9 protein-coding genes, 5 tRNA genes and 2 pseudogenes are annotated in these 13,384 nt (G+C 66.1%); 11 read left to right on the forward strand and 5 right to left on the reverse strand.

All coding sequences use genetic code 11. The annotated features are described in order from the left end of the window. Positions 1–509 precede the first annotated feature (509 nt). Positions 510–2,498 carry a threonine--tRNA ligase gene (gene thrS / locus ABD848_RS13515; RefSeq protein WP_344971653.1) on the reverse strand — a complete coding sequence of 663 codons (1,989 nt, stop codon included), beginning with the start codon at positions 2,496–2,498 and terminating at the stop codon, positions 510–512. Between the two features lie 249 nt (positions 2,499–2,747). Between thrS and ABD848_RS13520 the strand changes: the two genes are divergently transcribed. Next, entirely contained in the window at positions 2,748–3,140 is a 393-nt protein-coding gene (locus ABD848_RS13520) for a PGPGW domain-containing protein (RefSeq protein ID WP_344971655.1), read from the forward strand. Positions 3,141–3,770: 630 nt separating this feature from the next. Here ABD848_RS13520 and ABD848_RS13525 read toward each other — a convergent pair. Continuing rightward, positions 3,771–3,847, reverse strand: a tRNA-Val gene (locus ABD848_RS13525). A gap of 440 nt (positions 3,848–4,287) precedes the next feature. On the opposite strand from ABD848_RS13525, the gene ABD848_RS13530 reads away from it, so the two are divergent. Continuing rightward, entirely contained in the window at positions 4,288–4,704 is a 417-nt protein-coding gene (locus ABD848_RS13530; protein WP_344971657.1) for an SsgA family sporulation/cell division regulator, read from the forward strand. A 241-nt stretch (positions 4,705–4,945) separates the two neighbouring features. Here the strand turns inward: ABD848_RS13530 and ABD848_RS13535 are convergent, their stop codons facing one another. Continuing rightward, positions 4,946–5,797 (reverse strand): aminotransferase class IV, encoded by an 852-nt coding sequence (locus tag ABD848_RS13535; RefSeq protein ID WP_344971659.1) that lies wholly within the window; start codon positions 5,795–5,797, stop codon positions 4,946–4,948. A gap of 575 nt (positions 5,798–6,372) precedes the next feature. Between ABD848_RS13535 and ABD848_RS13540 the strand changes: the two genes are divergently transcribed. From ABD848_RS13540 to ABD848_RS13570, 7 genes and pseudogenes are all read left to right on the forward strand, one after another. After that, complete coding sequence (locus tag ABD848_RS13540; protein ID WP_344971661.1) at positions 6,373–6,804, forward strand: roadblock/LC7 domain-containing protein; 432 nt, start codon at positions 6,373–6,375, stop codon at positions 6,802–6,804. A 205-nt stretch (positions 6,805–7,009) separates the two neighbouring features. Continuing rightward, positions 7,010–7,081 (forward strand) — tRNA-Gly (locus tag ABD848_RS13545). Positions 7,082–7,121: 40 nt separating this feature from the next. Next, positions 7,122–7,193 (forward strand) — tRNA-Gly (locus ABD848_RS13550). A gap of 48 nt (positions 7,194–7,241) precedes the next feature. Continuing rightward, positions 7,242–7,316, forward strand: a tRNA-Cys gene (locus ABD848_RS13555). A 13-nt stretch (positions 7,317–7,329) separates the two neighbouring features. Beyond that, positions 7,330–7,404: transfer RNA gene (locus tag ABD848_RS13560), tRNA-Val, on the forward strand. 1,252 nt (positions 7,405–8,656) lie between these two features. After that, positions 8,657–9,526: pseudogene (locus ABD848_RS13565) on the forward strand (IS701 family transposase). Positions 9,527–9,568: 42 nt separating this feature from the next. Further along, entirely contained in the window at positions 9,569–9,772 is a 204-nt protein-coding gene (locus tag ABD848_RS13570; RefSeq protein ID WP_344971663.1) for a hypothetical protein, read from the forward strand. A gap of 44 nt (positions 9,773–9,816) precedes the next feature. On the opposite strand, the gene ABD848_RS13575 is transcribed toward ABD848_RS13570, so the two are convergent. After that, complete coding sequence (locus tag ABD848_RS13575; RefSeq protein ID WP_344971665.1) at positions 9,817–10,734, reverse strand: helix-turn-helix domain-containing protein; 918 nt, start codon at positions 10,732–10,734, stop codon at positions 9,817–9,819. 236 nt (positions 10,735–10,970) lie between these two features. On the opposite strand from ABD848_RS13575, the gene ABD848_RS13580 reads away from it, so the two are divergent. Continuing rightward, positions 10,971–12,407: an MFS transporter gene (locus ABD848_RS13580; RefSeq protein ID WP_344971667.1), complete on the forward strand. Its 1,437-nt coding sequence runs from the start codon at positions 10,971–10,973 to the stop codon at positions 12,405–12,407. After that, positions 12,404–12,823 (forward strand): annotated as a pseudogene (locus ABD848_RS13585) (alpha/beta hydrolase); the annotation flags it as partial. The gene ABD848_RS13580 and the pseudogene ABD848_RS13585, both read left to right, overlap by 4 nt. Positions 12,824–12,855: 32 nt before the next feature. On the opposite strand, the gene ABD848_RS13590 reads toward ABD848_RS13585, so the two are convergent. Beyond that, a complete protein-coding gene (locus ABD848_RS13590; protein ID WP_344971669.1) occupies positions 12,856–13,317 on the reverse strand; it encodes a MarR family winged helix-turn-helix transcriptional regulator in 462 nt (153 codons plus the stop codon). Positions 13,318–13,384 lie beyond the last annotated feature (67 nt).

The raw sequence follows: 13,384 nt of genomic DNA on the forward strand, positions 1-13,384 counted from the left end.
GTCGCCCCCGTGGGCGGGGCTTGCGGCGCGGCGTGGATGAGGGCTGAGGTGGCGCGTAGTGTTTCCCGTCGCTCGTACCTCGATCGCTGCGCGATCTCGGCAACCTGGGGTGAACTGTGGCCACGGTGGGGGGTTGTTGAGGGGCGGGGCTGGGGCCGGTGCCGCGGCTCAACGCCTTCTGGGGTGCCCTCGGCTCCCACCCCGCAGAGCTTGCCGCCCACCGCTGTAGCCCCGCCACAGCACCATCCCGCGACAGCGAATCCTGGAATACGGCACCGCCCCGAGCCAGAGCAAGATCCCGGCGAAGTTCTGGGGTAGGGCGAGATCGCACGCGCCAGCGACGGTGTCTCACCCCTGGGGCCGTCCGCGTCGTTTCCGCTCACCCCAGCCCCAGCGCCCCCTTCAAGCTGCCGATATCGCGCAGCGATCGAGGCATGAGCGAACAGTCCGCCTTCCCATCCGCCCGACAAAAACATCGAGGCCCCGCCGAGACGGAGGAGAGAGCAGCGCTAGACCTGCCGGTGGGCCTCGACGGCCTTGATGATCTCGGCGACGGCCTCGTCGACGGGGACCCCGTTGTGCTGCGATCCGTCGCGGTAGCGAAACGACACGGCGTCCTTGCTGACGTCGTCATCGCCGGCCAGCAGCATGTAGGGGACCTTCTGCTTCTGGGCGTTGCGGATCTTCTTTTGCATCCGGTCGTCGCTGGCGTCGATCTCCATGCGCACGCCGGCGGCGCGCAGCTTGTCGGCGACGCGCTCCAGATAGGGCACATGCTCGTCGGTGATCGGGATACCCACGGCCTGCACCGGGGCTAGCCACACCGGGAACGCGCCGGCGTAGTGCTCCAGCAGCACGGCGAAGAACCGCTCGATCGAGCCGAACAGGGCGCGGTGGATGACCACCGGGCGCTGCCGGGAACCGTCGGCAGCCTGGTACTCCAGCTCGAAGCGCTTGGGGTGCTGTAGGTCGACCTGGAGGGTCGACATCTGCCAGGTACGGCCGATGGCGTCTTTGGCCTGCACCGAGATCTTGGGGCCGTAGTAGGCGGCGCCGCCGGGGTCCATGACCAGTTCGAGGCTTTGCTGGCCGGCCGCCTGGCGCAGCGCCTCGGTGGCCTCCTCCCACTCCTGAGCCTCGCCGACGAACTTGTCGGACTCGTCGCGCGTGGACAGCTCCAGGTAGAAGTCGCTGAGACCGTAGTCGCGCAGCAGGTCGAGCACGAAGGTCAGCAGCGTGTCGAGCTCACCGGGGAGCTGTTCCCGGGTGGCGTAGATGTGGGCGTCGTCTTGGGTGAAGCCGCGCGCCCGGGTCAGGCCGTGCACCACACCCGACTTCTCATAGCGGTAGACCGTGCCGAACTCGAACAGCCGAAGCGGCAGCTCGCGGTAGGAACGGCCCCGAGAGCGGAAGATGAGGTGGTGCATGGGGCAGTTCATGGGCTTGAGGTAGTACTCGGTGCCCTCGAACTCCATCGGCGGGAACATCCCGTCGGCGAAGTGCGGCAGGTGCCCCGAGGTCTCGAACAGCCCCGACTTGGTGATGTGGGGGGTGTTGACGAACTCGTAGCCCGCCTCCTCGTGGCGGCGGCGCGAGTAGTCCTCCATGACCCGGCGCACCACACCGCCCTTGGGGTGGAACACCGCCATGCCCGACCCGATCTCGTCGGGGAAGGAGAACAGGTCCAGTTCGGCGCCGAGCTTGCGGTGGTCGCGCCGCGCCGCCTCCTCAAGCAGGGTGAGGTAGTCCTTGAGCGCGTCCTTGGACTCCCAAGCGGTGCCGTAGATGCGTTGCAACTGCGGATTCTTCTCGCTACCACGCCAGTAGGCCGCGGCCGAGCGCATGAGCTTGAAGGCCGGGATGACCTTGGTCGTGGGCAGGTGCGGCCCCCGGCACAGGTCCTTCCAGCACAGTTCACCTGTGCGGGGGTGCAGGTTGTCGTAGATGGTGAGCTCACCGGACCCCACCTCGACACCGGCGCCCTCGGCTGCGTGGGAGGCGTCGTCGGCGCCGCCTTTGAGCCCGATCAATTCCAGCTTGTAGGGCTCGGCGGCCAGTTCTTCCTGGGCTTCCTCGTCGCTGACCGCCCGCCGGGCGAAGTGTTGGCCCTGCTTGACGATCTCCTGCATGCGCTTTTCGATGCGCTTGAGGTCCTCGGGGGTGAACGGCTCGGCGACGTCGAAGTCGTAGTAGAACCCGTTCTCCACCGGCGGGCCGATGCCCAGTTTGGCGTTGGGGAACAACTCCTGGACGGCTTGGGCCATGACGTGGGCGGTGGAGTGGCGCAGGATCGCACGGCCCTCGTCGGAGTCGATAGCGATCGGCTCGACGGTGTCGCCGTCGGTCAACTCGTGGGCGAGGTCGCGCTGCTCACCGTTGACGCGGGCGGCGATGACGGTCCGCCCGTCGGCTTCCAATGCCTCGCCCGCCGTCGTGCCGGCCGCCACCACACGCTCGGCTCCGGCGAGGGCGACGCGCAGTTCAGCAACGGCGGACACGGTGACTCCTTGCGAGGATCGAAAAAAGCTGGCAGAGGTGACGACCGCCACAGGGCGGACCCAGGCGATACTAATACTACGGCTTTAGATGCTATCGGTAACGAGCCACCGCCCGGCCCGAATTCCTGCGCGGCAAGCGCCGACGAACCGGTGGTGCGAACCGGTTTACGGGGTGTGACGAGACCCCCAGTGACCGTGGATGCGCGCGTCTATGGAACTGGTACTTGCCCAGACCGATATCGTGATCGCATGTCACCGAGCCCAGTAGCAGGCACCGGTCGTGCGGACCCGGCGACATCCCCCGTCTCGTCTTCCCGCCGACGCGCCCACCATTGGCGCCGACTGCGCGCTCGGCTGCGCGTGTGGCGGATGCGGATGCACTCCCACCCGGTGCTGCACTGGACCTGGTGTAGCGCGGTCATCCTGGTGGGTGGCGTCACCCTACTCGCCGGAATCGTGATGTGCGTGACGCCGGGGCCGGGGGTGGCCGGCATCGTGCTAGGGCTCGCGATCCTGGCGAGCGAGTTCGCGTGGGCGCGTGGCCTGCTGCGGCGCGCGCGATTGTGGGCCCACCACACCAAGGAGATGGCGATCCAGCAAAGCAGCCTCCGGTTTCCTCTTCCTCGCAAGCGGCGGAGCTGAGGACACCTGGCTCGGCGCGTTCCTCCGGCGCGGCACCGAGCGAGGTAGGGGCGGCGAGGGAGGGTGGACGGCTGAGAGGGGCTACGGACGTGTGGTGAACTCCGGCGTGGCAGCGCGGAGTTGCCGAGCATGACGCGCTATGACTGGATTCGGCCACGCTCAAACCGGTGATCGCCCAGCGATCAAATGGAGCGGACGGGCACGCTCATCGCGCGTGTCAGCGCTGCCCTAGGGACGTGTCCCGCGATCATGGGGACGGTGGGGGCGTATCGCCGGTCCCATGATCCCGAGCGGTAACAGGGGGTCAGGGCCGAAACTTCACGAAAAACGGCCGAGTCCCTGTTTTATAGGCCGATCTGTGGCCAAGGTGGGCGATACTGGGGCCAGACCAGAGACGCTGTGGTGTGCCTGAGACCTGGCTGCGGCTGAGCCTCTCGTCGACGTTTCCGATCGGGAAGCGGATGGACGTCAGGTGGAAAGATCCCCCTGACCCGGCGGCCTGTGGGGCGCTGGTCGAACCCTGCCTGCCGAGGAGGGAAACCTTGCCGCGGCGGCGTAGGCGAGGTGGCCCAAAACAAAGATCGGGCTACAGCGGTGTCGACGGCGGGTCGACGGGCGGCGACCCGTGGCTGGTGGGCGATACTGGACTCGAACCAGTGACCTCGTCGGTGTGAACGACGCGCTCTAGCCAACTGAGCTAATCGCCCTCGGTCCGCATCCCCGTGTCTGCGGGGCGGACTACGAAAACTCTAGCGCATTCGACAGCGTGGTCGGCGCACTCACGCCTCCCACGGGGGATACATTCATGTGATCGACATCACACCATGGAATGGGCAAGGCTCATGCTCGACTATGTAAAACGCGAGAAACCCTCGTATCAGGGAGGTGTGGCGCGCGGCTTACGCCGAGCTTGCCCGGCGATGCCCCCTCTCGTGACACGCTCCACAAAACATTGGGAATTTCTTGGTTTGCGCAGCTCATTACAGTGTCGAAGGGTCGAGGAAGGTCGGCGACACGCCGACGCGACGGCCCGAAAGAGTAAAGTTCCACGGTTGCGCGTCATAGACATCGTCCAGCCTCGTTGGAGCGGATGAGGCGTATACCTACCCGCGCACGCGGGGTCAGGACGAGAAAAGGTTTGGCGAACATGAACAGTAGCGACACCACTGCCTCCGCCGAGTTGGGGCTCCGGCTGATCGTCCCCGACCGCCCAGCGGTCCCCCTGGTGGCCCGGCTCGACTACACAGCAGACGACCCCTACGCGATCAAGGTTTCGTTCCACGTCGGTGAAGACGACCCGGTGGAGTGGATCTTCGCCCGCGAACTGCTGACCGTGGGGATCGTCCGGGCTGTCGGCGAGGGCGATGTGCGCGTCTGGCCCGCCAAGGGCAGCGGGGAGCGCACCCTCAACATCACGCTCTCCTCCCCCTTTGGCCACGCCCAGTTCGACGCCGCCGTCGCCCCCGTGGCCGACTTCCTCCACCGCACCTACGAGATCGTGCCCGCTGGCCAGGAGTCGGACTACGTGGACCTCGACGCTGAGATCGAGCAGCATCTCTGTTAGTGACGCCGCGGCAGAGCCAACGGAACAGTCCACGATCGCGCCGGCGCGGCCACTCGGATAGCTCAGGTGACCAGCGGAGGTATACGTGCCGCACACAGAGGCCGTTGCCTACAGATCTGACAGTGGTTTACCCATCCGAAAAACCGCTAAACACACTCCGCGCGACAAAGCGGCGAGAATGCCGCGACTGTCACCAGTCGCGGCATTCTCGGTTCCTGCGGCCAACCGCTGCCTGCTCACCTCACGGGTCCATCTCGGCAGCGCTGCGCTCAGCGAAGACCGCCATGGCCTTGCGGGTGAGGGGACCGGGCGCATCTGCCAAGACGTGCCCGTCAATCGCGCGAATGGGCTGAACGTCGCGCCCTGAAGACGTCAGAAACGCTTCGGTGAGGCCGGCAAGGGCGGACATGGGCACGTCGCTCTGCTCGCCGCCGAACCACTCCAGCACCAACGCGCGCGTGATACCGGCGAGCGGACCAGCCGACAGCGGCGGCGTCGCGAGCTGTCCCTGCGTCGCGGGGCCAGCCACGAAAATATTGCTGCCCGTGCCCTCACACAGGTTGCCGGCGGTATTGGCGAAGATCGCCTCCCCCGCGCCGCGGCGGTGGGCGTAGTCGAGGGCCCGCACGTTCTCGGCATAAGACGTGGTCTTCAAGCCGGTGAGTGCCCCGCGCTCGTTGCGAAGCCAGGGAACCACCGCGACGTCGACGGTGGGCTCGGGCGTGGCGAAATCGGCGACGGCCACTGCGTAGGTCAACGACTCCCCCGAACGCTCCGAGCCCAACGGGCCGGGGCCGGCGGTCACGGTGACGCGAACCCGCGCCGGGTCAACCTCGGGGTTGGCCGCCAGCGCCTCGCCGATTCCGCCGGCAAGCAGATCAAGGTCAGGGGGAAAAAGCCCAAGACCTTCGGCGGAGTGCGCCAATCGCCGCAGGTGCCGGGTGAGCGCGAAGGCTCTCCCACCCACGGCCTTGATGGTCTCGAACACCCCGTCACCCACGGTGATCCCGTGGTCAAACAACGAGATCCTCGCTTCTTCCGCCGGCATTACCCGACCGCTCCCGTAGCCGCTCCCGGCGATCCACACGCGCATCTGAACCATCTCCCTCCCCATCGGCTCACCGGCGTTGACACGCCAGTACCTGAAATCCTGTCACTGCATCCCCGCGGCGGCCCGACAGTGGCTCTTGGACCAAGGCGACCCAGTGTGAAAAAAACCGTGGGGAATCGGCGTGAGCGCTGTAGTGAGCTCTGGGAACGGGTAAGAGCATCCGGGGCAGCGCGCGGCGGACCCTGCGCGTATGCGCCAATGGATCACGAGCCGGTCTCGCACCGCGCGGCGGTGCTGTGGTTCCGAGCTCTTCGTGGGTGAGGTGAACGTCTGGGCCACGAAGCGCGATCGGACCGACTCAACAGTCTGTCCGACAGTGGCCGTTTACGCTGCACGGCCACCCGCGCGGGGTAGCGTAACCAACCGACCACGATCCATTGCGACACGAACGTGACCTAAGCGCCGTGACATGACGCCGAGAGCGCCGGATAAATTACGAATGACTATCATCCGGGCAACACTTATGGGAAGCTACCGCCGTCACCCCTGCCGGCGATCCACTCGACTCCGCCGGCCCATCCCTTCCGTTTCAGCAACCGAAACAGAGCAAGAGAGCCATGACCTCACGGAGCACCGCCCCTGGCGAACTGAGCTGGTTGCTCGACGACCTTCTCACCCGAGCGGACGGCACCCATCACGCCATCGTGCTGTCCACTGACGGACTGCTGATGGCCTCCTCAAGTCAACTCGAACGCCCGGCCGCCGAACACCTGGGAGCGATCGCCTCGGGGCTACACAGCCTTGCCAGCGGCGCCAGCCAGCAGTTCGAGGCCGGGAACATCCGGCAGAGCATCATCGAGATGGACAAGGCGTTCCTGTTCGTGGCCGCGGCCGGAGAAGGCGCCTGCCTCGCCCTCGTCGCCGAGGCCGAATGCGATGTCGGACTCGTCGCCTACGAGATGAACAAGGTGATCCAGCGCGTCGGGCAGTACCTCTCCGCGCCGCCGCGACCGGACATGCCCTCCTCTGCGGCGCGGTTGGAACGCTGAGGCAAGGGGCGGGGCTGAAATCGGCGACAGCGCGGCCGGAGTGCTCCGGCCGCGCTACGAACGAGGGGCACTCGGCGCAGGGGCAGCTTTGGCCAGGGCACGCCAGACACCCGTTTCGAGTTTGTGCCAGCGCTGGAATCAGATAGAGTTTTCTAACGCGAGCAGGGATGAGGCCCACTCACTCGGGGGTTCCACCCGGCTCCGCGCGGACGTGGCTCAGTGGTAGAGCATCACCTTGCCAAGGTGAGGGTCGCGGGTTCGAATCCCGTCGTCCGCTCGAAGCACAGAGATGTACCATGAGGTTTGCCTTATGGCACGCGGACGTGGCTCAGTGGTAGAGCATCACCTTGCCAAGGTGAGGGTCGCGGGTTCGAATCCCGTCGTCCGCTCGGAGAAGCTGCGTGGGTGTCACTCGCGGGAGGCCCGACGGTTCTCGCGGCGGAGTGGCCGAGTGGCTCAGGCAAGGGACTGCAAATCCCTGTACACGGGTTCGATTCCCGTCTCCGCCTCCATTCCCATGGCTCGGGGCGATTAGCTCAGTGGGAGAGCGCTACCTTGACACGGTAGAGGTCGCTGGTTCAATCCCAGCATCGCCCACCAGCAGGACGTAGGTCCGGACAAGGTCTCTCCGTCCTCCCCAAGCGGGTTCGCGCTTGCGGAGGACGGAGAGACCTTTTTCTGTTCCTGCTTTCCGGGGAGGCGCCGGTCGGATCAGGCTGGGCCCCAGCTCCCCGTTCAAAACGGAGTCGGCCCACCAGGCACGTGTGCCGCCGAGGGCGAGCAGGCCATCGAAACCTCTGGGGCCGGAGATGGCACCCGCATGGTTGGGCGGAGCACATGTTCATACAAGAGTTTTCGATAATTTCTAATATTATAACCTCCCCCCGCTTGAACTTACCATGAAATGGAAAAGGGGGATGTTATTCCTTCACAAGATCGCCGCTGTCTATGCAATTCATCGCCAACGATATCCATCATGACACGCCGCTGAAACATTTTGTGGCAAGTTGCCAACGATGGGAGCCTCACCGCAACGCAGCAGGGTTCACGCCAGTGTCACCTTGCCAGAACCACTGACCTGCCGCTGTCCGACGGCGCCACAGCACGGTAGGGCGGGACGGGCGCCCCAGGCAGGACCGCCGTATCGCAGCAGCGGTGGCTATAGGCCGACCACCATCATCGACTGGCCTAATTCACCAGGCCCGATACAGCGGTATTCTCGGCGCGGTCCCTTCGCAGCCAACGGTACCGCGATGCACAACCCCAGCACCGCGCATGCGTTTCAGTCGATCATGTTGGCCCTGAAACCGGGACGGCAATTTTCCATATAGGACGATCCGACACTTTTCTAGACCGACCGCGATCCCCTCACTGGACCGACTGAGAGCCTCTCCTAAAATTCCATGATCACCAAACGGTCGGCGTCTCCACGCAGCCGAAACCGACCAACACGGCAGCATGGAACGGGCACCCCGCCCCTGAAGCCGCAGTCACGGCAAGATCTGACCGGAATCGCTGGTCACATCAAGAACACGGATTGCCGATCTTCCTCATCAGAGCAGCTCCGATGATCTGATTCCTGGCTATTTTTAGAAAAAATCCCAGCAGATGATCAAGTTTCTTATATCACACCCTCCCACTTTCAATGCCACCCTGAACTGCTTGTTTCACTTCCAACAACCGATCAAATACTTTCCATTTTTCTTGGCAAGCCCGGCTGGCTATTGGTAAAACTCTCCTACACAACAACCAGTTCAGGTCCAAATTGAATGGGAGGGCTCAATGATCACTCCGCAACGTAATCAACCAAGTTCAAAGAGAACGATCCAGGCGAGCCCCTCGGCGGTGGACGATGCCCAAGTTCACGGCATTCGCCGAGCACGTCTTCCAGCATCTGCCGCGCATCGAGCAGCGCACCACAGCGGCCTCCTACATCCAGGGAATCCTCACCACCCCCGACAAGAAGTCGATCAACCGAGCCGCCGACGCCTTGGGCCTGTCCGGAGCGGCACGCCACGCCCTGCGCCACTTCATCAACGACAACCCCTGGCCCTGGGACGACGTTCGCCAGGAGTTGGCCAGGTGAATCTGTCAACGCGAGACCGTGCACGCCTGGGTACTGGTACCCGTGTTCATCCCCAAACGAGGTGCGAAGTCGGCCGGCGTGCACAAGGCGTTCGTTTCGATCATCGAACGTGCCCTCAACTGCCAGATCGGGATCGGCCTGTTCCCGGCCACCGCCGACCGCACCATCCCGGTCGACTGGCGGCTGATGCTGCCGCGCCAGTGGCTGCAAGACGCCGAACTATGCCGACAGGCTCGCATCCCCGAGGACGCCAAGCCCCTCTCGTTGTGGTCGTCCATGCTCGACCTGAGAGACACGCTCTCGGGCCACCACGTCGGCAGTCCCGCCCCGCTCATCGCCAAAGTGTGTACGCCCGCCGACGCCCGGGGACTGGTAACCGGACTGACACAGCGACAGCAGAGTTTCACCGTCACCGTGCCTGAACGGGTCCCTTTCTTCGCCGGCTCACCGTTTCCCGAGGGCGCACGGGGCTCCCTGTCCCAGTACTCGGCGTTGGACGTGCTCAGCGGCACCAACCGGCCCGGCACCCGACACCACGCCTCTCCGCTGCTGGAGGGCCCCGCCGACAACCAGCGCCTAGCCGAGCGCTCCGGTGACTCCCGCGCCACGCAAACCCACCGACTGTTCGCCGAGTGACTGCCGGGAGCGGCCTCACCGACCCAAACATGGCTAACGAACATGGCCTCCCAGCCGGTGGAAGAACTGTTCAAGCTCGCGGCTTCGCACCGGCGCGCGCTGCAAACGGTGGACGACCTGCGCGACAGCTTCGGCTTCCTCGACTTTGAGGGGCCTACCTTCCCCGGTTGCCACCACCACGCCACACTGGTGTCGGCCGCCTACTGTGTCAGCAACCTTTCCGCTCGCGCCGCCTTTGCAGCCTGATTCGACAATTCGGCGCGCTGGCGTAGGCGGCCCGGTCACCGGCCTTACGGGTGTGCCTGCGCCTGCCCGTCTCGTTGGCCACGGGCGTTGTCACGCTTGTGACGGGCGGCGGTGTCGGCGACGGCGCCGCCCAGCAGTCGCAGGGCGCCCTCCGAGGCGCTTCCCGGCTCAGCACTGTAGGCGATGATGCGCTGGCCTGGACTTCCCGGGATTTGAAGCGTCTCGAAGGCCAACTCCATCGTGCCCACCGTCGGATGGTGCAACCGCTTGGTGCCAGAGGTACACGTGCGCACGGGATGGCGAGTCCAGCGCTCGGCAAAGGCCGGGCTTTGCATCGTGAGCTGCCCGATCAGCTCGGCCAGCCGCCGGTCGTCGGGGTAGCGCCCAGCGGTGAGGCGCAGGGAAGCCACGGCCAAGGCGGCCTCCTCGGCCCAGTCGGTGTAGAGCTCGTGGAAGTGCTCGTCCAAGAAGAGCAACCGCGTCAGATTGGGACGGCGCTCTGGCGCGTCGACGCTGTCGAAGTCGAGGTGGCCCGCCAGCAGCGCGTGGCCGAGCGGGTTCCATGCGAGTACGTCGTTACGCCGGTCCAACACCAGCGCAGGCACGTCGGCCATGGCGTTGATGAGCTGGCGGGCCGAGGAGCTGGCATGCTCTGGGCACAGGGAGCCAGGGGCAACGCAGCGTCCGGGAGCGGCCAGGTTCATCAGGTGCGCGGTCTCGTCCTCGTCGAGCCGCAAGGCCTGGGCGATCGCGTTGAGAACCTCCTGGGATGCGCTGTTGCTGCGCCCCTGCTCCAGCCGGGTGTAGTGAGTGACGCTCACCCCGGCCAGCATGCACAGTTCTTCCCTGCGCAGTCCAGGTACACGGCGCCGATCACCGTAGGGGACGAGCCCGACGTCTTCGGGAAGCAGGGCCGCGCGGCGGTTTTTGAGGAAATTGCCCAGCTCGGATGCGGGGGGCATTGAATCCCTCTCTCTGTGGAGTTGGCAGGTCCGGCTGACCGCCACCGGCCCGGAGTGGGCCGGCCTGCTCGTGAAAACGCCGCCGCCGCACTGTCCCATCCCGACGTGAGACGCGCAGGGTAGTCACGTCATGACTACCCTGCGGTGAGCTATTCAATACGGAGTCCTAGCTGCCCCCCGTCGAAGGCGCGACGGTTTTCTCGTCGGCGAAGACAACCGAGAGGAAGACCATCGCCATGTCGGCGAAGACGGAAACGGCCGCCACTGGCGTCCATGAAGCTCCCCCCACCCGGTTGACCCCCCGCTTGCGGGTCGTCTTGGTGGTGCTGTTGTCCGCACAGTTCATGCTGGCCGTGGACTTCTCCATCCTCAACGTCGCGTTGCCGATCATCGGCAACGGCTTGGGATTCACACTGGCCAATCTACAGTGGATCACCACCTCGTTCGCGCTGTGCGCGGCCGGGTTCACCCTACTGTTCGGGCGCATCGCCGACCTGTTCGGGCGTAGGCGGCTGTTTCTCTCCGCCCTGGCGGTGCTGGGGCTGGCCTCTCTGGTGGGCGGCCTCGCGACCACCCCCGAGGTCCTCATCGTCGCCCGCGTCTTCCAGGGGTTGGCCACCGCAGCAATGACCCCCGCCGGGTTGTCGCTACTGACCACCTCCTTTCCCGAAGGGCCGCTGCGGGACAAGGCGCTGGGGCTCAACGGGGCCCTAATGTCGGCCGGGTTCACCACTGGCGCGATCCTCGGTGGGCTGCTGACCGATCTGCTGTCGTGGCGCTGGGCGTTTTTCATCAACGTCCCGGTCGCCGTCATCGTGCTGATCGTGGCCCCCATCGTGATCAAGGAATCGCTGCCCCAGGACCGGCCCAAGCTCGACGTACCGGGCGCCCTGCTGGTGACGGCCGGTCTGCTGTCGGTCGTCTTCGGTTTGACACAGGCCGGTGAGGCGGGCTGGGGCTCGTCGATGGCGCTGGGGCCGATCGTGCTCGGCGCAGCGCTGCTGGTGGTGTTCTACCTGGTCGAGCGGAAGGTTGCCGCACCGCTGGTGCCGATCGGGGTCCTGCGCCGCCGCACGGTGGCTTGGGGCAACGTCGCCGGACTTATCGCTTTCCTCACCGAGACCTCATTGGTGTTCCTGATGACCCTGTACGTGCAGCGGGTCCTCGGATTCACGCCGCTGGCCGCGGGGGTGTCCTTTGCGGTGCTCGGCGTGGGCACCGTGTTGGGCGGCACCTTCGCGCCTAAGGTCATCGGTGCCAGCTCCCCCAAGACCACGCTGATATTGGGCGGCGTCGTGCAGGCCGTGTCCACCTTCGCCCTACTAGGGCTGGGAACCACGCAGGCGACCATGTGGCTGCTACTGGCGGTCACGTTCCTGGGCGGTGTGGGCAACATGTTCGTGATCGTCGGATTCATGGTCACCGCAACCTCGGGTCTTCCCGATAACGAGCAGGGGTTGGCCACCGGGCTGGCCACCATGACCCAGCAGGTCGGCATCACCATGGGCACGCCGATCATGAGCGCCATCGCCAACTACGCGATCGTGGGCGCCGGAGCCGTGGCGATCCTGGACGGACTGAGCGTGGCGGTGGCCGCCAACGCCGCGATCGTCCTGCTCGCTGTCCTCACCAGCGCACTGTTCCTGAAGCGTCCCCAGCAGGCCGCCGCATGACATGGCAACGCTCGGGGCTGCTTCCCGAGAGCCTGCGAGCCGGCCGGAAATCGGCCAGTGACTGGCGGCCGATCGAGATCGCGGGCAAAGCGGGAACGGTGGGAGCGCGGCTGTACATCCCGACCCGCCCCCACGCGGGCTGGTTGGTCTGGGCCCATGGTGGGAGCTGGCAGGGCGGGTCGGTCGAAGGGTGGCACCACGCCACGGTCGAGCTCGCGCGGAACTCGGGGTGGCTGGTGGTCAGCGTCGACTACCGGCTCGCCCCCCGCCACCCCCACCCCGCGCCCGTGGCCGACGTGCTGGCCGCGCTGTCATGGGTGCGCAGTGTGGCCGGAGACAGCGGCACACCCGCCCCCGTGGCGGTGGGTGGAGACAGCGCCGGAGGCACAATCGCCGCGACCGCCGCCGTAGCAGCGCGTGACGCCGAGGATCAGGGGGCGGGGCCGGCTCAGGCGCCGGGTCCGTGGCGGCGCAGCGCGTCGGCCAGCGGGGCGAGTTGGGGGTCGCGTTCGGCGGTGCGCAAGATCTCGGCGAGGGCGGCGTCGTTGGTGGGGCGGGCCTCGGCCAGCAGCCGGTGTCCGGCCTCGGTGACGGAGGTGTAGATACCGCGTCGGTCGGTGTCGCACAGGACCCGGCTGAGCAGACCGCGGTTTTCCAGCCGGTTGACCAGGCGGGTGGTGGCGCTCTGGCTGAGGACGATGGCCTCGGAGAGTTCGCTCATCCGCATCTTGGCCCCCTGGCGCTCACTCAGGGCCGCGAGGACGGAGAACTCGCGACTGCTGATGCCGTGGGCAGCCTGGAGCGCCTGCTCGACGTGGGCCTCGATGGTGTTGTGCAGCAGCGAGAGGACGCACCACCCCTGGGCGAGAGCCGACCCCGAGGTCTCTTCCTCGACAGCCGCGCCTTCCATAACGATTCTCCCGTGCGTTCGCGTCCTGTGCCGCCCCAGCTCATGGGCACCCCTTCCAGGATAACCC

It is taken from the genome of Salinactinospora qingdaonensis (genome assembly GCF_039539445.1).
GTDB classification, from domain to species: Bacteria; Actinomycetota; Actinomycetes; order Streptosporangiales; family Streptosporangiaceae; genus Salinactinospora; species Salinactinospora qingdaonensis.